This window comes from Bacillus sp. ABP14 (assembly GCF_001831375.1).
GTDB lineage: Bacteria > Bacillota > Bacilli > Bacillales > Bacillaceae_G > Bacillus_A > Bacillus_A paranthracis.
Genome location: NZ_CP017016.1, coordinates 202,796 through 222,644, shown reverse-complemented (window position 1 = coordinate 222,644; position 19,849 = coordinate 202,796). Strand labels below are relative to the sequence as shown.

Here is a 19,849-nt window from a genome sequence, read left to right as displayed (position 1 = left end):
CTACCGTCTCATCTTTGGATCTAACGCATCACGAAGTGCATCACCAAGTAAATTAATGGATACAACTGTTATAAAGATTGCAAAACCAGGCGGAATCCATAACCACGGACGCTTTTGAAAATCAATTAATGAGTTCGCTGCGCTAATCATATTCCCCCATGAAGGTGTAGGTGGGACAACGCCGAGACCTAAGTAGCTTAGTGCGGACTCTCCTAAAATAGAACCTGCAACGCCTAATGTGGATACAACAATTAATATTGGTAAAACATTAGGAATTAAGTGATAGATAATTTTCCGGTAATCTTTTATCCCTAACACATCAGCAGCTTGCATAAACGCTTGCTCTCTAAGTGATAAAATTTGACCTCTTACAAGACGCGCAAGCCCCGGCCAACCTACTAAACTTAAAATAATCATAATGACATATAGACGATAATCAGATGGTACTTTCCACTCTGATAAAATCGCTCCCATTATAATAAGTAACGGTAATCCTGGCATCGACATTAAAATATCGGCAAGACGCATAATAATATTATCAACGATGCCGCGATAAAATCCTGCAATAGCCCCTAATATAGCTCCTAATATCACTGATAAAACCATAGAAGCTAGGCCAATCGTTAATGAGATTCGTCCTGCTTGCATAAGCCTCGTTAAAATATCTCTTCCCAATTGATCTGTACCGAGCCAATGAGAAAAACTAGGTGGTTTGTTAATTAACGTAACTTGTATTTTTCCTGATGCATACGGCGAAAAGAACGGACCGATAAAACAAAATATAAACATAAAAATTAATGCATACAATCCTACGAGCGCCATCTTATTTCTTTTTATCTTTTTAAGAGCTTGTCGCCATGGCGATGATTCATTTTTTCTTCTATTTTTTTCTTTCTTCTCTTTAATTACTGTAACAGTTTCCATCTCATTCCCCCCTTACTTCAACCGAATTCGCGGATCAACAACTGCATATACGATATCTGCGAAAAAGTTTGAAACGATTGTTAAACAAGAAAGAAACATCGTAAATGCCATCAATACTGTATAATCACGGAAATTTAGTGCTTCCAATTGAATACCGCCAATCCCTGGCCAGTTAAAAATTTGTTCAATAATAATCGCTCCAGAAAACAATCCAGGCAACTCAAACGCAAGCAATGTAATAGCCGGTAAAATGGCGTTTTTTAATGCATGTTTATAAATAACAGTCTTCTCTTTTAACCCTTTTGCTCGTGCCGTTCGTATGTAATCTTGTCTTACAACCTCTAACATACTCGTTCTAAAGTAGCGAGTTAATGAGCCCACACCAAGAAGAGTCAAAATAAATACCGGTAAAACCATATGCTTTGCAACTTCTATCACATAAGCGAATCCAGTTGAATTACTACCAACATCAATCATTCCACCTATTGGCAATAAATTAAGATCTACTGCGAACACCTTAATTAGAAACAGACCTATAAAAAATGAAGGAAATGACATTGCTGCAAAGATACCAATTGTTACAAGCTTATCAAATAAAGAATGTTGCTTCGTCGCTGAAAATACACCGATAATAAGTGCGATTAGCCAAATAAAAAACAATGCAACAATTGCTACAATAAAAGAGTTCCAAATAAATTTATTTAATAGTGATGTTACAGGTTCTTGATATTGAAGCGAAAAACCAAAGTCTCCTTGTAACGCATTACCTAGCCAGTGAAAATAGCGTTCAACAATTGGCTTATTTAATCCGTACAATTCCCGAAGCTCTTCCGCCCTTTGCGGTGTAATCTTAGGATTCGAATCAATATAATCACCTGGAAGAAGTGCAAACAGGAAGAAAATAACAACTGACGTTCCCAAAAGTGTAGGAATCATTTGTAACAACCTACGAACGATATACGTTTTCACCCTTTTTCTCTCCAATCTTATGCTTAAAATAGAAGAACATTTTTTCGAATCAGCCTATTACTAGCCGAATGAAAAAATGTCTTCTACTTATACATTCTTCTCGTTATTTTTCAATAGATAATACTGGTGAGTTTGAACTAATACTGTCATACTTCTCAGGATCAATTCCTTTAATGTTTCCATTGTAAGCTGTGATGACTCTACGATAATTTAATAAAATTACTGGTGGATCATCACTTAGTTCTTTATACAGTTCTTTGTAAATCGGTTTACGTTTCTCAATATCTACAGTTTCAATTCCTTTTTTAATTAATGCATCTACTTTTTCATTTTTATAACCTAAAGTATTATCATCACCTTCTGAGGAGTAACCACTTACAGTTTCACTTGGGTCTGTTGTAATTGGTGTTGCAACTGAAGCTAAATCATAATCGCCTTTTTTCACTTTTGACAGCATCGTATTGAAATCCATAAATTCAGGATTGAACTCAACACCTAATTCTTTATAGTTCTCTTTTGCTATCGGAATAAACAAATCACCGTCTTTTGCTGAACTTGCACCATAATACGTTAATTTAAGCTTTTGACCATCTTTTTCACGAATTCCGTCTGAACCAGCTTTCCATCCAGCTTCATCTAATAATTTCTTCGCCTTATCTAAGTTATATTCGTACTTATTAATCCCCTCTTCTGTATAAGCCCAAGATGTTGGATGAATTGGAACATTAGCTACTGTACCGTATCCTTTGAAAGCTGTATCTACATATTTTTTACGATCCAAACCATAAATAAGAGCTTGACGAACTTTCTTATCTTTTAAATACGGTTTTTTACTATTCATTCTTATATAACTAAATGAAGAAGCCGTCTCTATTTCAACATTTGCAAACTGCAAACTCTTCACTTGTTCTAAAATTTCATCCCCGTAACCTACTCCTGTATAATCTATCTCACCTGTTTGGAATAATTGGAATTTTGTATCTGGTGAAGTAATCTTATAAATAAAGTTTTGAATTTTTGGTTTACCTGCATAATAATTTTCATTTGCTGTAAAACGAACTTCCTGTCCTGGGATATATTTTTCAAACTTATATGGTCCCGCAGCTATCGGTTTCCCATATAACTCTTTTAAATAATCTAAACTAGTATTTTGCTTATATTCTTTTCCATAATAAGCTTTTGATAATACTGGACCACCTAAAGCAATTAGCGCTTGTGAGTTAACTTTTTCAGTCGTAACTTTAATTGTTTGTGGATCAACAACTTGAATTCCTTCAATAGACGTCGCTTTTCCTTCTTTATATTCCTTACCACCTTTAATTGCATATTGTGAAATATCATCGCCACCTTCATAAGCTTTATCATGTAGAAGTGATAATGTAAATGCTACATCGTCAGCAGTTAATGGCGATCCATCACTAAATTTCAAGTCTTTGCGTAAATGAAATGTATATGTTAATTGGTCTGAAGAGACATCCCATTTCTCGGCAAGATCTGGTATAGGTTTCCCTTGTTTATCTGTTGTAACAAGAGAGGCGAAAATAACCGATGTCACATTGCCATCCCAACCGTTCTCTTGAAAGTAAGGTAGGAAAACTCCCCCCGGCTTTGAGATACCAGAAATAAACGTATCTTTTCTATTTTTCGCCTTATCAGGTACTTTCGTCTTATCTGTAGCCGCAATTTTTTCAACTTTTATATTTTTTAAATCCTGCTGTTTAACCGGTTCTGTAGAAGCCGTATCTTCCTGTCCCCCACAAGCAGATAACACAAGCGAACTACTCAGTAATACCGAAAATACACCAGCCCATTTTTTTGTCTTTTTTTTCATTGTCCCCACCCTAACTTTTTAATAGTTATACCCTTTGAACTTATTAGCTTATGTATGCCTCCCACAGCACATTTATAGCCAATCGGAAAAGTCGGTTTTAATCGTAAAAAAATAGATGTTTTTGAGGGGTAACAATCCTATTCCGACCTTTCCGGTAGACTTTATGGTTATTAGCTTATATCGTTCGTTATGTTTTGTCAATTCTTTCTAAATAAATATTTTGAGAATTTTTAAAAATTATTGTTCTATCTTCAATTTAGGCAATCTTAGCAAGATACCGTTATAGTTATCTTCTTGCAATCCTTGAATGCGCGCATTATGTGCAGAAACAACCTTGCTATTAAACATGTCAATCATTCCCTTTTAATTCATATAAAAAATTAAAAATTCACTTCTATTCGTTCCGTATGAAACATAGAATACTAATAACCAATTACCAAAAAGGGGGCGAAAACATGGACAACCTATTCCAATACGTCCTTCACTACGTATTATTAACAATTATGATAGTTGGGGCGCTATTACTATTCCCGTTCTTCCCAAAGTTCGTCCTCTTTTTAGCTTTTTTTATGATGCTCGGGATAGCTATTATCATTTCAACAAGAGAAGATACCAAACAAAAAGAAAACAGAGTTCAGCGTGTAAAGCTGTAACTCTGTTTTTTGTTTTCAATCATGCTTTGCCGTTACACATACTTATGTCTCGGGAAATAATTAACCGCTCTAAAAAGCTCCTAATACGATTTATGTTTCACAATCTATGCAAGTTACGAAACAAAGATTTATCAAATTTACTGTTTCACGTGAAACACAACTTTTATTTATCTCTTAAAGCAAAACAGCAGTATAAAAAAGCGAATCCCTTCAGTAAAACTGAAAGGGATTCGCTTTTTATTTTTCACTCCACAATATTCTCTAACTCATTATATAACTCCGCTCGTAATAACTCTTTCTTCGTTTTTTCTTCATACAATTGTTCAAGCATTTCAACATCAACTACTTGTTCCATCTTACACTCAAGCGTATATATATCTTCTTCAACATGCATTAACTCGGTTTCAATTTCCTCAATATTCCTAACTTCTTTCTTTTTTACAGGGACTGTTTCCATACTTTTTCTTCCTTGGCGTTGCTGCTTTATCACTTGCGTCTCGAGCTTTTCCTCCCACTTTTGACGCGCCCATGCATAGTTCCCTGCAAACTCAAATAATTTACGCTCATCAATCCAATACGTCTTTTCAAATAACTTATTTAAAAAATAACGATCATGTGAAACAGCTAAAATCGTTCCATTATATTGTTCAAGAGCTTCCTCTAAAACTTCTCTTGATTCAATGTCGAGATGATTTGTCGGCTCATCTAAAATTAAAAAATTGATATCTTGATACATAAGTTGTGCAAGTCTTAACCTCATTTTTTCTCCACCGCTCAGTTGCGTTACTTTCTTAAACACCGCTGGACCATAAAATAAAAACTTAGCTAATATATGTCTCGCTTCTCCCTCTGTTACAGCTACACATTCCCTGAAAGCCTCCAATACGTTACTCTTCATATTTCCGTACGCATGCTGGGATAAATAACCGATTTTCACACTACTTCCAATTCGAATTTCTCCAGCGTCTGGTTCTATTTCTTCTAATAATAACTTTAATAGCGTTGTCTTTCCTGTACCATTACGACCAACGATAGCTGCACGCTCTTGAAAACGAACATGTAAGTTTGCTTCGTTAAATAAAAGATGTTCCGCAAACCCTTTACTCACTTCTTTCATTACAACAACATCTTTTCCACTTCTCTCTTGCCCTTCAAACTGAAGTCCCATTTGTTTTCGTTCTAAAATAGGTTTCTTTAGTTTTTCCATACGTTCCAGTGCACGTTCCATACTTCTCGCTCTCTTATGCAATCCTTCATTCGGAGGATTCGCCTGATTTGCCCATTCACGTAGTCGCTTAATTGCTTCTTTCATTTTCTTTATTTTCTTTTGCTGTTCTTGATAAGCCTGAAACTCCTGAAGCAACCTTTCTTCCTTCTCTTCAACAAACCGAGAATAGTTTGTATGATACACGTGAATCTCTCCATCTTCTAAATCAAAGATCTTCGTTACAACTTCATCAAGGAAATAGCGATCATGTGAAATCACCATAACTGTTCCGTTATATTCTTTTAAAAATTGCTCTAACCATTCGACTGCAAATAAATCTAAATGATTGGTTGGTTCATCTAATAAAAGTAAATCTGGTTTCTGCAACAACATGTATGCAAGGCTTACTTTTGTTTGTTCCCCACCACTTATCTCCACAAATGATCGTGGGAATAGTTCTGTCACCTGTAAACCATTTGCTACCTTCATAATGTTCGCTTCGATTTCATAACCACCAAGAAACGCAAACTTTTCTTGGATGATTCCGTATCTTTCCATTAATTTTTGTAAAACAGAAGATTCCTGTTCTTCCGCCATATCTTTTTCTAAAGTACGCATTTCTCTTTCTAATTCCTTTTCTATTTTAAAAGCGGAACTCAATACTTCATATACAGTCATACTCTCATCAAATTTCGGAATTTGTGCCACATGACCAATACGTGTACCTTTCTTCATATGAATGGCCCCTGCATCCAAACTTTCCATTCCAGTTAAAAGCTGAAAGATTGTTGTCTTCCCGCTACCGTTACGACCAACTAATCCAACACGTTCACCATTCTTTATTTCAAGCGATATATTTTCAAATATGATGTTTCCACCAAAAGATTTCGTTACATTATTTACACTACAAATTGTCATTTTCCGTACTCCTTTCAATATAAAAAACCATGGGAAAGAAACATTCCCCATGGTTTTCGGCATAGAAAAAGGAAGCTAAATAGCTCCCTTTTCACACGTTTATTAAAAATGGGTGAAGAGATCTCTATCGTTCTATAGCTACTATGCAATTGTTAAAAAAGGACAGACGTATCCCGTTAACAACTACATCATGAAAAATCGCACGACAAAAATAGATAAAATCTAAAAATTTGGCACGTGCAGCTAAAGAACGTTTCATCTCATTCACCTCTTTCGTACGGAATTTAATACTTACTTCTTTATTATACTTTCCCATTTCATGTTTGAATAGTCATTTTTCTGAAAATAATGAAGATAGACTAAACATTTCGATAAGTGACATCAAATCTTACAAAACTGTTATGTTCACGTAATGGAAAGCGATAGTACGAAAAGATGCCTCCCTATACAATAAAGATGTAAACAAGAGAGACAACAAAAGGAGGAAACAATCATGATGAAAGAAATCGTAAAAGCAATCTTTGAGGTATTAGTGAACGGACAAGCAGTTGTAAAAGAACTAAATGAACTATAAAAAGGAGTGAAAGAATATGATGAACATGGTAAAAATGATTTTACACGCCCTAGTTGATGCAAAAGCAGTTAGCCAAGAATTAAACCAACAATAAAAAAGGGGTAAACGAATATGAAGAAAGCCATTATTGTCATCGCAAGTACAGCAATTGCCTTATACACAATAAAAAATAGAAAAAAGAAGCATAATAAAAACGATTTATATTATCCATACACATTATTAAAGAAAAAATAAAAGACAAGGTACCCTATCTTAATGAGGATATCTTGTCTTTTATTTTTTATATTCCCTTTAAAGGATTTTCTTCTCCTTTTCCCGAATATATTAAGCGGGATTTTTACACATATTTTAAAGGGGCATATATACAAATGGATACACAACAACTATACTTTTTAAACGATATCGGCAAACAAAAACCAGAAAGCATCCGGAATAGAAGCGCTGCATGTCCTTTTTGTGACAGAGAAAATTTAACGGATATTTTAGCAACTGAAGGCTCAATTATTTGGCTAAAAAACAAATTTCCTACATTAAAAGATACATTTCAAACGGTGTTAATCGAAACAGATAATTGTGAAGATCATATTGCGACATATACAGAAGAACATATGCGATCGTTAATCCGTTTCTCCATTAAACATTGGTTAGATTTACAGAAGAATGAAGAATTCACATCTGTAATTTTATACAAAAATCATGGTCCATTCTCAGGTGGAAGTTTGCATCATGCACACATGCAGATTATTGGAATGAAATATGTAAACTACCTCGATAACGTAGAACACGACAACTTCCAAGGCGTAATTGTACAAAAGAACGAACACATTGAACTCAATATCTCAGATCGTCCTATTATCGGTTTTACTGAATTTAATATCATTATTGAAGATATTGGATGCATAGATGAACTAGCAACTTATATTCAGCAAACTGTACGTTACATACTGACAGATTTCCATAAAGGATGTAGTAGTTATAACTTATTCTTCTATTACTTAAACGGAAAAATCATTTGTAAAGTTGTTCCTAGGTTTGTCGTTTCACCATTGTATGTAGGATATAAAATACCGCAAGTTTCCACCAAACTAGAAAACGTGAAAATACAACTAGCAGCATATTTCACAAAACAAAACGACGCGATTATCCACAAAAAATAGAGTAGGTATCAAAAACCTACTCTTTAATTACACCTTTATTTCGATAGTACACATCTTCTAATCCGATGTTATACTTCATATTATTATCCGTCCACTCTGGCCCTAAATTCCCTGGCCACCCAGATGTATTTGCTATATATTTTAGTAATGCAAAATCCGTCAAACCTTTTTGCACCCCGCGCTTATATCCTTTCATTAAATGCGGCATTGCAATTTGCGCGTTTGTACGTGGATCTTTTAGCTCATCATCCGTTAAATGATCCGGCGCAAGTCCACCACCGCGATGCAATTGAAACAATCCGAATGAAGTTCCGTTATCTCCAACACTTCTTGGATTTAAACGGCTTTCATGTTCGGCAATTGTAAGAGGTATCCATTCTGGAAGATTGACTTTCTTTGCTTCCTCTATAATAATTTGTTTCATCTGTTTTGCTTCTTCTGAGTCAACATAGCTTGTCTCATTTACTAATTTGCCCATTCCTTCAGACTTTCCTTGGAAATATAAGTACACCCCAAGAACAACTAAAAATCCTACAAAGAATTTCTTCACTACCTCTACCTCTTTCTCCGCTGAAATTTGTCCCCTTTCAGCCTTCTTCCCTTTACAATTACCCACATTCTATCATTCTCTTACTCTTTTATCATAGCAAATAACTATACATATTATCATCATGCTTTAGACCGATTTTGTGAAAAAACAGCTGGTAAATACGTGCAAAAATGTAACTTTCATAGACTACAACGTATTTCTTGTATATAATTGTAAATTGAACTCTACATATAGAATAGGAGCAGACCAAATGAAAAAGTGCATAATACTCTTGTTCAGTATTTTACTTCTTATCCCTATCCACATCTCTGCACAAACATCATCAAAACCAAAAGTACTTGTTTTATATAGTACAAAAGAAGATAAAATTACAAATAATATTCAAATTCTTAACACTCAATTAGGACATTTTACAAACGATATAACTACGAAAAGTTTAAACAAAGCTCATGAAATTACTAATTCATCTTCTTATACACATATTGTCTATATCGGTGAACAAAAAGAAGAGTTTCCTACTGAAGCAAAACAACTTATAGAAAATTTCTCAGGCCCAGTATTAGTTTTAGGGCAAAATGTTGAACAATTATCTAATCGTTTTTCATTCATTACCCTAAAGGATAATGATATACGAACTAATAAAATCGAATATCCAAGTAATAAATTAAAAAACACTCTAGAAGAAGAACGTTTGATTCAATCTTTTGATACAAACGGAACTGTTCTTGCTAACGCTTTAAGCTCAAATAACAAGAACCCACTAATCGTTCAACATGAAACATCTTACTACGTTGCAACACCAAATCTCTTTGACTGGATCTCTCATTACGTCGGTGAAATGCTATTTTCTTACTTTGGACAAAAACCAACGACAAATAAAGTAGAAGCTTATTTACGTCTTGAAGACGTTCATCCAGCCGCAGATATAAATCAATTAAAAGAAATTGCTGAATTACTAAAAGAGAAAAAGATGCCATACATGATCACTGTTATACCTGTATATACGGATCCGGAAACAGGTAAAACACTACATTTAAAAGATAAACCAGAACTAGTCGATCTTTTACGCTCTATGCAAGATGATGGTGCAGCAATTATTATGCATGGTTATACCCACCAATTTTATGATAGTGAAACTGGTGAAGGTTTTGAATTTTGGGACGTAAAAACAGACCAGCCAATTCGTCAACCAAAGCATGAAAAACCAAAAACAAAAGATGATTTCCCTACTATAGATGCCTATAATGCATACGTAAAAAAAGGGGAAGAATTTGAAGAAAAATATACAACTGATCATATTGAAAAAGGCATTCAAGAACTTGTAGATGCCAAATTATATCCTGTCGCATTTGAAGCACCTCATTACACGATGTCTCAAAAAGGATATGAAATATTATCAAGGTACTTTTCAACTTATGTAGGACAACTACAGCTAAGTGATACAACTTGGAAATCCATGCACTCACCATTTTATACAAGTACCCCATCCTTTTTACATGGCATGAAACTAATGCCTGAAACAGTTGGATTTATTGAAGAAGATAAGCCACATGCTATCGCTAAAATGAAAGAACGTGCTGTATCTGTTGCAAAACTATCTGACGGCATTATCGGTGCATTCTATCATCCTTACTTAGGTGTGAAACCATTAAAAGAAGTACTAAAGGATCTAGAAAGTATTCCAAATATAGAATGGATTGATTTACAAAAAGAAACAAATGAAGTGAAAATGAAGGATATTCATATTACTACTAATAAAGATGGCATTCACGTTGAAAAACCAACAAGCGCAAGCGACGTAATGGATTATGTAAAACAATATGGATTCTTCCTTATACTTGGTTTCTTCATCATTGTCTTTCTATTGTTATTAAGACGTGCAAAAAAATTAGAATCCTAATACAAAACCACCAAGCAAAATTCTTGGTGGTTTTTTTAACTTAAACCAAAACGCGGCATATTATTAATAACCCATTGATTATGTTCATAAATAAATTCAACTTCCACTTTTTCCGTTACATTATCATAGTCATTATACGTTTCTACCTGCGCTTTTATTTTTCCATCCTTTAACTCGGCAGAAATAATTTTTGTAAATTTAGTTGCTGCTTTTGACCCTGGATCTCCAATAGCATAGTGCATTTTTCCATTTAACTCTTTCACATACTTACTCTTCATATACTCTGCTATAAATGATTTTGAGAAATACGTAGATAGCGTAGTCTCTAAATTATCCTTCGTATTATAAATAGGGTTCACTAATTCCCCGTATGAAAAATCCCCTACTCGTTTTGGGTTTCCTGTTAGTGCAGCCATTTGAACATTAGTCAGTTCCTTCTGTGCATTCCATACTTTCTGTAACATAACGTTATCTGCTAGCTTCTTATCTTTTACTTCATTTGATTTCTTTGTATCCAAATTCATGATAGTTCCATTATCCGTATAGAGGTACATATCTCCTGCTACAAAATATAAATAAGATTTAGTTGGTTCAACCGCTTTATTATAAATTACTTTTTCCTTTCCTCCATTCATTCTCTTCTTATATACTCCATCCTTTTTTATATAATAAAAAGTGTCCCCTTTCACATTCATCTGCAAGGCATCCTTTACCAATAACTTTTCATTATTTTGTTGAACGTCTATTTCATATATGCCATGCTCAGCTTCATTTGTTTCAAAAGGTAACGAAAAGTCGACAACAGCATATAATTTTTCATTATCATATGTAGCACTAGATATTGTTGCATAATTTTCTTTTGACCAAGTTTTATTATCTTTTGTAACTTGTGTTCCACGATTTTTATTCCAATGTAGAATACTATCATCTATCGTTTGAGACCAACCAGAATTTTTAAATGCTGCTTCTTCTTCCTGTCCCGTTTTCAAATCCATCTTTACAATCCCTACAATATCAAAACCACCATGCTCAGAATATTTTTTCGGATAAAATAAAGTTTGATCTTTTATATAAACATAATTTATATCCGCTTTTAACGTGTCTAGCTTTTTGTTAGATATATCATACTTCATTAAAGAAGATAATCCCGCATTCTTATCTTCATCCGTATGAATAAAATATAAAACCTTGTTTTTTATATTTATGTAAGAAGCATTTACACCTTCCACTACACGTTCCGAAGTCTGAAATTGATCTTTCGTACGATAAATGCCTCCTGTATTTTTATTACCATTTACTGCATAGTAAACCCATCCATCACTCTCTGCCATCTTCCCTTTATTAGAACTGTTTCCAACCGTATTGCCATTTTTCTCATTTTCTTTCATCTGTTTTTCAACTACTGGATCAATTTGTTCTTCTTTATTTTCTTGTGTTACGTTTGAATTGATAGTCTTTTTTTCTGCTTCACATCCAAACGCTGCAAGTGAAAGTGTACCGATCATCATTGTAATAGCTATTTTTTTATATGCTCTCCCCATTTTCTTCCCAACTTCCTTCATCAAATTAAACACATCATAAATTATAGAAAATATTAGAAAAAATATCCATAATAAAAAGGATAAGAGTAACGCTCCTATCCTTTCAAATAAAGTGAAACTTTAATTAGTGGGGTTTTGTCCATCCCCCACTGGTTATTAGTTGAACCAATCGGGCTTTACGGGCAGTTGATCTCCCACCTAATTCCTCCGCATTAGTCAAATTTTGAGTTGGAAGTCTTACTGCCCGTTAATGCGGGGTAAAATTGAATCGTATTTTCATATATCGTTTTCATAACCTTATCAACAGACATGTTTTTTATAACACTAATTTCCTTTAATACCTCTCGAATCATTCTCGGATGCGTCATAACATCGTCTTGAAATTCCCACGGTCCATCCGTTTCTACCATCATATATTCAAGAGGATAATACGAAACAATTTTTCTAATCTTCTCCTTATGTAAAACATCTGGTGTAATAGAAATATAATAACCGTTCCTCATCATACGTTTCATTGTTGTTTCACTTCCTTTAAACCAATGAAAATGTGCACGTGGAACTTTATATTTCTCCAATAAATCACATACAATATCAGCATCTTCATACACTGCATGCAATATAATTGGTAAATCATATTTACTAGCTAGTTCAACAAACCGTTGTAACACTGATATATACGAATTGATAGCAATGCGCTCATCTTCTTTTCTTAAATAATACGGTAAGCCAACTTCACCAATCGCAACTATATCATCTACATGCTCTTCAATTAATTTATAAATTTGCTCACATTCTTCTTTATGAATCGGTTGCTCCGGATGAAAACCTATTGCTGGATGTACAAAAGGATATAGTTTTGCTAAAGATAAAGTTTCTTTACATGATTGATAATTCATAGATACTGCAATAAGCCCCTTTATCTCTTTACTATGCTCCACATCTTTAAGTAATTTACTTTTCTCTTCATCCTTATATTGGTCAACATGTATATGACTATCAATCCACTTCACCTTTATTCCCCCATAAAAAAAACAAGAAAGGATCTCCCTTCTTGTTTTGTCATCTATATTATTTAACAATTAAGTTTGTTATGATATCAAATAACCCAATACATACTACGGCAACAGTAAAGTAGCTACAGAAATCTTTAATTGGAAACTTCACTACTTCTTCTTTACGCATCCCATTCTTCTCCCTTCTTACTATATCCCTAATTATTTTTATCTATTTGTATCTATTATGCAAAAAATATGACAAATTTACTATCGAATTAACTTACGTAAACCTTACAATGTTGTAAGGTTTATAAAGTGAAACTTTAATCAGTGGGGGGTTCTTCATCCCCCACTGATTATTAGTTGAACCAATCGGACTTTTATGGGCAGTTGATCCCCCACCTAACTTCTTTGCTTTCGCTGAATTTTGAGGTGGGGGTCTTACTGCCCATTAAGGCGGGATAAAAAGGGCCTCATCTCCATACAGATGAGGCTATTAAAAAGTAGTTGGTTTTTCATTCTTCATTCATATTACAAACAGAAAGTAATACAGTGAGACTTTCTAATTACACTATATAAAATTCACTATCTTTTAACCATCGAATTACATTACAGAAGACTTACATGTTTGTAAGCTATGTGTAATGTAATTCGATAGTTTCCCTCACCTACATCTCGTACAATAAGGTTAGCAAGTAAGCCAAATAAGAAGAACACTCACATAACCAAATTACATTGCTAGTAGCTATTCTTCTTATCCCTTTCACTCATGCTACTACAATGTACCCCCTTCCCCTTTATATATTAAAAAAAGCCTTAGTCCATATGGAATAAGGCTTTTTTTGCATACACCAAAATACCCCTACCTAGTATTTTTATTTTCGACAAAAAATAGGTGGGGGTATAATTCGCTATCTCATCGCTAAAAGTTTACTCTTTGCATTAATAGGAATATTTATCGCTTCAATTTCTTCAATTGCCTCGCCGTAACGTCCTTTTGCATACACCTTTAATGTTTCATCTCTCTTTAACATATGCTTAACAGTCTTCTTTATTTTTTGTTCTCTTCCACGTTCGTCAAATGCAATAAATTCATATTCATACCACTCATCGCCAATATGCTGACCAATTGTATTCACAACCGTATAGTATTCTTTCGTCTTATAAAATGGATTATATTTATCGATAACCGGTCCAAGTTTCGTAGGTAGTAACATTATTACTATGACTATCATCGCTATTATAGTAGTGATCATTTTTTTCTTCATAATAAACATTCCTCCTCTGCAGGATATATATACATCCATTTTAAAAAGAAGGAATACAATCTACTATTGAATCTCATTACATTACACTTACATTTTTGTAAGAATTAAAAAAAGGTGAACGAATTTACTCGTTCACCTTTTAGCTCGCTTTAAAGCCTCCGCCAAGTACATCACGTACATCATGGATAACGACGAAAGCATCTTCATCTACTCGACTAATAACTTGCTTTAACTTAACAAGCTCTTGTTTATTAATAACAACATATAAAACTTCTTTATTTTTACCAGTATATCCGCCGCGCCCTTCTAATACAGTAACGCCGCGTGTCATGTTTTTCGTAATAGCCTCACGTATTAACTCTGGTTGATTTGAAATAATTGTAACAGCCGTTTTTGTGTCCATTCCTTCTACAATGAAATCAATTACTTTCGCTCCGATGAATACTGCAACAAGTGTGTACATCGCTTTTTCTTGCCCTATTATAAATACAGAACCAGCAATTACAACGATATCAATAATAAGTACACCTTTTCCGACACTCCAACCTAAATATTGATTTGCTAACCGTGCTAAAATTGCCGATCCCCCTGATGTACCTCCAGCTTTGAACATACAGCCTAATCCGATACCGACAAATACACCAGCAAATAGTGCCGCTAATAACGTATCACTATTTACATGATACTCAATATGTTCCGTAACATATAAAAACAAAGATGTTTCTACAATCCCTAAAATTGTATAAACCATCGTTTTCTTATCAAAAAATTTATAACCAACAGCTAGTAAAATTGCATTTATAGCAAAATTCACAATCCCCGGCGACCAATCAAATAAATAGTACGTAACAACCGTTAAACCAATAATTCCACCCTCTGATAGACGGTTTGGAATTGCAAAGTAATTAATACCAATTGCGAATAATAATGAACCAATTGTAATTAGTGTTATTTCCTTTATACGTTGATTAACCATAGTTCATACCCTCCCCCCATTTGACATTGTATCACTATCTCCTAGAGGTTTAGAAGTTGTTTTTATTCAGCATTTTTCCTCATAAAGACCAGGATATTATGTTTAAACAGAGGGGTGATTAATTATTCACATTCGCTCTAACTATACGGACAAATTGCTCCACATTCCCCTTCTGAATATACTTAGCTCGGATGGTTTCATGATTACAAATAAATTCGAAATACGGGCGAAAAACTATGCTATCTATATACAAATATGAGTACTCTTTACATGTTGAAGGATAGTACGGAAATTTCCCGTAAAACAGGAGACGTCTAGTAGTCGCAACAAAAATCCCATGTTGATAACATAACGTAAAATGATCCTTCTCAAAAACCCCCACCACAAAGGCTAAAACATTTTCGTCATTTCCTAAAAACTTTTTTATACTTAATAAAAGTTCATTCATGCATTTCCCTCCAAATACTATTTTTGAAAAGAATCCATGGATTGTTACAAACCGGTTTAACCCCTTTATAAAGTATGAAACGCGTTTCCTGTCAAAGGTATTTCAAAAAATAATCCGTTATGCACTTATACACATAACGGATTAAAACTACACTGTAGATCGCTCCACAAGTTCATATGGAATTTCTACCTTTTCTTGTTTAGAACTTTCATCATTTGTTTGCCGATAAAACATTTCAAAGGCTTTTTTACCTATTTCCTTTAAATTTTGATCAATAGTTGTAAGTTGTAACACTTGCGAGATAGGTTGATTATCAAAGCCAATAATCGCTAAATCCTCAGGAACTTGAATACCTAATTTTTCAGCTTCCGTCATAACCCCAATTGCAACCTCATCTCCTGCTACTATTAATGCTTCAGGAAGATGCTGCATTTCCTTTAATTTATGAGCCACTTTCACACCATCTTCTAACGTAAAACATTCTGTAAAAATCCACTCTTCATTCACTTCTTCATCTATAGATTGCAATTGCTGTTTATACACATCAAAACGTTTTTGACTACTCGGTCCTAACTTTCTTCCCGTGCAATAACCAATTTTTTTATAACCTTTCTCAATCAAATAATCCATTCCTAATTGAAAAGCTGCTGAATGATTCGTATATACACTTGAGGTATTTGAAATATCATTATCTTCACAAGCAACAATTGTTCCATAGGAAGCATATGGCTCTATCGTTTCCCATTCATTCGCACGAGAACAAATAATAAGACCATCCAATTGTTTTGTTTTTAACATATGTAAACTTTTCATTTCTTCTTTTTTATTATAATTTGTTTGGCAAAGTAGCACTCTGTAATTATGAGCTAACGCCACCTCCATCATCCCGCCCACCATCGCATCAAAACATGGATGATTAATATACGGTAAAATTACACCAACAATATTCGTTTTCCCTTTTGATAAATGAACGGCATTTGCGTTTTGTGAGTAATTCAACTTCTCAACTATCTCTATAACCGCTTTCCTTTTTTCTTCACTTACATACGGATGATCATTTAATACTCTTGAAACAGTCGTAACTGAAACTCCCGCCATCTTTGCAATATCTTTAATATTAGCCATACACTCACCTCTACTTTTAAATTAATAAATCCCATGAACATATGTCAAACCTTCTCATCATTACACCTTCATTCGTTTTTCTTACAAAAGTGTAATTTTCCTGTAAGCTAATTCGATAGTTACCCCCTTCTTTTTTTCATACAATTAAGTCAGAAACAGGGCAACAATTATTCGAAAAGGAGCGGATTTATATGATGAACAAAATGAAATCAAACAATTTTTTAAATACAATGGGCATGGTATTTTCCGCTCTAATCGATGCTAAAGCTGTTGCTTCTACATTAAACAAGTAAGGAGAATGTATGATGAATAACATCACTTTCAACAAATTAGATTTCTTAGGACTAGCTAGTGGCTCGATTCTTCTTACTGCTTTTATTTACGCCGCTACGCTTGTATAACTTTGTGTCCCCTTTCCCCTTTATTTATAAATAGTAATAGAAAAGACGACCGTCTATGCCCGGTCGTCTTTTCTTACTTTTGATTTGATTGCAAAGCTACCTTTAGCTCCTCAAACTTCTCATTTAATTGATCTGTCATCATTTTCATAGCTGTTTTTCGATCTATTTGTTCTTCAGCATCAATTTGAATTGGGTCTCCAAAAATCAATTGTGCCTTTTTCCCTTTTATTAATTCTTTTACACTTGATGGACCAATATAAGCTGCCGGTATTAATGGAACGTTAGAACGCATCGCAATTGTCACAGCACCAGCTTTTAACGAAACGTCTTCTGTCGATCTCGTTCCACTCGGGAAAATCCCTACCACTTTTCCTTCTTTTAATAAGCGTGATGGAATTTTAAGTGTACTCGGTCCTGGATTTGCACGATCTACAGGGAATGCATTTACATTTTTAAAGAACCAATTTTTGAATTTCCCTTCAAATAATTCTTTTTTGGCCATGTAATGAATCTCTGTTGGGTACATCCCTGTAGCTAACATTAATACATCCATAAAACTTGTATGTGTACAAGCAACAACATACGGACCACCTTCTGGTAGCTTTTCTCTTCCTTGCACTTCTACTTTCCCAGCTGTTTTAAATATATATTTCAACAAAAATGTAATTGGTTTATACATTGGTTTCGTTCCTTTCTGAACATCCGAAGTATAGTCATTTTCTTACCTTAATTATAACACTAAGTTATAGGAGTTGGTAATAAAAATGAGTATTAATTGTTAATTTTCAATTCTTACAAAAGTGTAATTTTCTTGTAAGCTAATTCGATAGTTACTTCTTGCGATATTTCATACAATTAAGTCAGAAACAGGGCAACAATTATTCGAAAAGGAGCGGATCAATATGATGAACAAGCTGAAAACGAACAATCTTTTAAATACAATGGGCATGGTATTTTCCGCTCTTATCGATGCAAAAGCTGTTGCTTCTACATTAAACAAGTAAGGAGAATGCATGATGAACAATATCACTTTTAACAAATTAGATTTTTTAGGATTAGCTAGCGGCTCTCTTCTTCTTACTACTTTTATTTACGCTGCTACGCTTGTATAACTTTGTGTCCCCTTTCCCCTTTATTTATAAATAGTAATAGAAAAGACGACCGTCTATGCCCGGTCGTCTTTTTACATGTTTCTTTCTTTCAACTCTTTTAAAAGCTGTATCATTTCAGCTTGTTGTTTTATCTTTTTACGACCATTCCGATTAATTGCTGCAAGCTCACAAGCAACTCCAACGGCAAAGAAAAACAATAAACTTTCTAACATATGAAATCCTCCAATTGGCTATTAAACAGCTTGGCGTAATTGCTCTTCTTGTAAAATCTTCTTACTTATATTTTCTTCTTTTCTCTGACAAACGTTATTGCGAATAAGCGCTGCGATAACAAGTAAAGTTCCTATAATATCAAACATCGTTATTTGATATCCTTGCATCATCATAATCATTAAAGTCGTAATAGGCACAAAGTTAATAAACAAAATCCCATTAATCGATGATAAAATCTTCACACCGTAATTCCAAGCAAGTAATGCTACAATTCCCGGTAATGTCATCATAAATAACAAATCATATTTCACGACAGAAATCGTTCCCATACTCGGAACTGAAACATATCCAAGCGACGTAATAAGTACCGTTATAATTCCTGTAACGGTCGTACCGAATACACACGTCAACGTAGAGTAACGTAATGTCGACCAATCGCTACACGTTTGACCACCCATCGTATAAATAACCCAACCTACAACTCCAACAAATATACATGCTAGTGAAAACATGTTATCTTTCAATGTTAAAAAGAAACTCATGTCGCCCTTTGTAATAACAAATACAGCCCCTACAAAAGCGATAATCATGCTCGTTATCATATATTTTTTCGGTTTTACATGCTTATATCCCCATAAAATACAAATAGAAATCATCGGCATAAGTGCTTCCATAATGGAAGCTACCATCACACCTGATTTTCCCATTAACATTTGACCTAAAAATACAAGTACATTATATACAGTAAACGCCATCGTTCCGAAAAAGACGAGCAGCTTTCCTCTTCCTTCTAAACGAAATGCCTGTTTTCCTTCTTTCATTAACAACAATACAATCAGCATTATCGCCACCGCTCCATAGCGAATAAGCGAAAAGTAAAATGGATCTATGTATTCTAACGCATGATCAGCAACTGGAAACATTGCTCCCCATGACATACTTGCAATTAAACACGCTAAAGCGCCTATTATCATTTGACCTTTTCTCACCGCAATCCCCCACTTCTTTCTATTTGCACAAAGAGAATTGTAAAAGAAAAAATATATCACGTAAAATGATTCAAAATGATGTTAACTATCATTTATAA

Annotated in this window: 22 protein-coding genes; 6 read left to right on the top strand and 16 right to left on the bottom strand. The window is 34.1% G+C overall.

What is annotated here, in order from left to right; genetic code table 11:
- The 4 genes from opp4C to BGI23_RS28885 form a co-directional block, all read right to left on the bottom strand.
- Nucleotides 1–924 carry an oligopeptide ABC transporter permease gene (opp4C, locus tag BGI23_RS01245; RefSeq protein WP_070805094.1) on the bottom strand — a complete coding sequence of 308 codons (924 nt, stop codon included), beginning with the start codon at nucleotides 922–924 and terminating at the stop codon, nucleotides 1–3.
- Nucleotides 925–936: 12 nt separating this feature from the next.
- On the bottom strand, nucleotides 937–1,893 hold the full coding sequence (locus BGI23_RS01240) for an ABC transporter permease (RefSeq protein ID WP_000860750.1): 957 nt from the start codon (nucleotides 1,891–1,893) through the stop codon (nucleotides 937–939).
- 103 nt (nucleotides 1,894–1,996) lie between these two features.
- Nucleotides 1,997–3,724, bottom strand: coding sequence for an ABC transporter substrate-binding protein (locus BGI23_RS01235; protein WP_000730684.1), 1,728 nt, complete (start codon nucleotides 3,722–3,724; stop codon nucleotides 1,997–1,999).
- 237 nt (nucleotides 3,725–3,961) lie between these two features.
- Nucleotides 3,962–4,081 carry a peptide ABC transporter substrate-binding protein gene (locus tag BGI23_RS28885; RefSeq protein ID WP_083322634.1) on the bottom strand — a complete coding sequence of 40 codons (120 nt, stop codon included), beginning with the start codon at nucleotides 4,079–4,081 and terminating at the stop codon, nucleotides 3,962–3,964.
- Between the two features lie 98 nt (nucleotides 4,082–4,179).
- On the opposite strand from BGI23_RS28885, the gene BGI23_RS01230 reads away from it, so the two are divergent.
- Complete coding sequence (locus BGI23_RS01230) at nucleotides 4,180–4,377, top strand: hypothetical protein (RefSeq protein WP_070805093.1); 198 nt, start codon at nucleotides 4,180–4,182, stop codon at nucleotides 4,375–4,377.
- Nucleotides 4,378–4,621: 244 nt separating this feature from the next.
- Here BGI23_RS01230 and abc-f read toward each other — a convergent pair whose 3' ends face one another.
- Both abc-f and BGI23_RS28235 read right to left on the bottom strand, forming a co-directional pair.
- Nucleotides 4,622–6,502: a ribosomal protection-like ABC-F family protein gene (gene abc-f / locus BGI23_RS01225; RefSeq protein ID WP_070805092.1), complete on the bottom strand. Its 1,881-nt coding sequence runs from the start codon at nucleotides 6,500–6,502 to the stop codon at nucleotides 4,622–4,624.
- Between the two features lie 124 nt (nucleotides 6,503–6,626).
- Entirely contained in the window at nucleotides 6,627–6,761 is a 135-nt protein-coding gene (locus BGI23_RS28235; protein WP_000830642.1) for an RAxF-45 family protein, read from the bottom strand.
- Between the two features lie 426 nt (nucleotides 6,762–7,187).
- On the opposite strand from BGI23_RS28235, the gene BGI23_RS28065 reads away from it, so the two are divergent.
- Both BGI23_RS28065 and BGI23_RS01210 read left to right on the top strand, forming a co-directional pair.
- Nucleotides 7,188–7,310, top strand: coding sequence for a hypothetical protein (locus BGI23_RS28065; protein ID WP_000709145.1), 123 nt, complete (start codon nucleotides 7,188–7,190; stop codon nucleotides 7,308–7,310).
- A 134-nt stretch (nucleotides 7,311–7,444) separates the two neighbouring features.
- A complete protein-coding gene (locus BGI23_RS01210) occupies nucleotides 7,445–8,233 on the top strand; it encodes a DUF4931 domain-containing protein (protein WP_000381049.1) in 789 nt (262 codons plus the stop codon).
- Between the two features lie 16 nt (nucleotides 8,234–8,249).
- Here the strand turns inward: BGI23_RS01210 and BGI23_RS01205 are convergent, their stop codons facing one another.
- Complete coding sequence (locus BGI23_RS01205) at nucleotides 8,250–8,783, bottom strand: transglycosylase SLT domain-containing protein (protein ID WP_000713259.1); 534 nt, start codon at nucleotides 8,781–8,783, stop codon at nucleotides 8,250–8,252.
- Nucleotides 8,784–9,033: 250 nt separating this feature from the next.
- Between BGI23_RS01205 and BGI23_RS01200 the strand changes: the two genes are divergently transcribed.
- Entirely contained in the window at nucleotides 9,034–10,683 is a 1,650-nt protein-coding gene (locus BGI23_RS01200) for a DUF2334 domain-containing protein (protein ID WP_000710540.1), read from the top strand.
- Between the two features lie 35 nt (nucleotides 10,684–10,718).
- On the opposite strand, the gene BGI23_RS01195 is transcribed toward BGI23_RS01200, so the two are convergent.
- From BGI23_RS01195 to BGI23_RS01165, 6 genes are all read right to left on the bottom strand, one after another.
- A complete protein-coding gene (locus tag BGI23_RS01195) occupies nucleotides 10,719–12,224 on the bottom strand; it encodes a DL-endopeptidase inhibitor IseA family protein (RefSeq protein ID WP_070805091.1) in 1,506 nt (501 codons plus the stop codon).
- Between the two features lie 212 nt (nucleotides 12,225–12,436).
- Nucleotides 12,437–13,234: a TatD family hydrolase gene (locus BGI23_RS01190; protein ID WP_070805090.1), complete on the bottom strand. Its 798-nt coding sequence runs from the start codon at nucleotides 13,232–13,234 to the stop codon at nucleotides 12,437–12,439.
- Between the two features lie 896 nt (nucleotides 13,235–14,130).
- Entirely contained in the window at nucleotides 14,131–14,487 is a 357-nt protein-coding gene (locus BGI23_RS01180) for a YxeA family protein (protein WP_000728417.1), read from the bottom strand.
- A gap of 139 nt (nucleotides 14,488–14,626) precedes the next feature.
- On the bottom strand, nucleotides 14,627–15,463 hold the full coding sequence (locus BGI23_RS01175) for a YitT family protein (RefSeq protein ID WP_044790585.1): 837 nt from the start codon (nucleotides 15,461–15,463) through the stop codon (nucleotides 14,627–14,629).
- A gap of 118 nt (nucleotides 15,464–15,581) precedes the next feature.
- Nucleotides 15,582–15,911 carry a PH domain-containing protein gene (locus BGI23_RS01170; RefSeq protein WP_070805089.1) on the bottom strand — a complete coding sequence of 110 codons (330 nt, stop codon included), beginning with the start codon at nucleotides 15,909–15,911 and terminating at the stop codon, nucleotides 15,582–15,584.
- Nucleotides 15,912–16,058: 147 nt separating this feature from the next.
- Nucleotides 16,059–17,036, bottom strand: a complete 978-nt coding sequence (locus BGI23_RS01165; protein ID WP_070805088.1) for a LacI family DNA-binding transcriptional regulator — start codon at nucleotides 17,034–17,036, stop codon at nucleotides 16,059–16,061.
- Between the two features lie 305 nt (nucleotides 17,037–17,341).
- Between BGI23_RS01165 and BGI23_RS01155 the strand changes: the two genes are divergently transcribed.
- Nucleotides 17,342–17,437, top strand: a complete 96-nt coding sequence (locus tag BGI23_RS01155; RefSeq protein ID WP_001059999.1) for a DUF3948 family protein — start codon at nucleotides 17,342–17,344, stop codon at nucleotides 17,435–17,437.
- A gap of 73 nt (nucleotides 17,438–17,510) precedes the next feature.
- Here the strand turns inward: BGI23_RS01155 and BGI23_RS01150 are convergent, their stop codons facing one another.
- Nucleotides 17,511–18,116, bottom strand: coding sequence for a lysophospholipid acyltransferase family protein (locus BGI23_RS01150; protein ID WP_070805087.1), 606 nt, complete (start codon nucleotides 18,114–18,116; stop codon nucleotides 17,511–17,513).
- A 337-nt stretch (nucleotides 18,117–18,453) separates the two neighbouring features.
- Between BGI23_RS01150 and BGI23_RS01140 the strand changes: the two genes are divergently transcribed.
- Complete coding sequence (locus BGI23_RS01140) at nucleotides 18,454–18,549, top strand: DUF3948 family protein (RefSeq protein ID WP_070805086.1); 96 nt, start codon at nucleotides 18,454–18,456, stop codon at nucleotides 18,547–18,549.
- Between the two features lie 71 nt (nucleotides 18,550–18,620).
- On the opposite strand, the gene BGI23_RS01135 is transcribed toward BGI23_RS01140, so the two are convergent.
- Together BGI23_RS01135 and BGI23_RS01130 are read right to left on the bottom strand one after the other, a co-directional pair.
- Nucleotides 18,621–18,761: a YrzO family protein gene (locus BGI23_RS01135; RefSeq protein WP_000894070.1), complete on the bottom strand. Its 141-nt coding sequence runs from the start codon at nucleotides 18,759–18,761 to the stop codon at nucleotides 18,621–18,623.
- Nucleotides 18,762–18,782: 21 nt separating this feature from the next.
- A complete protein-coding gene (locus BGI23_RS01130) occupies nucleotides 18,783–19,751 on the bottom strand; it encodes a DMT family transporter (protein WP_070805085.1) in 969 nt (322 codons plus the stop codon).
- Nucleotides 19,752–19,849: the final 98 nt, after the last annotated feature.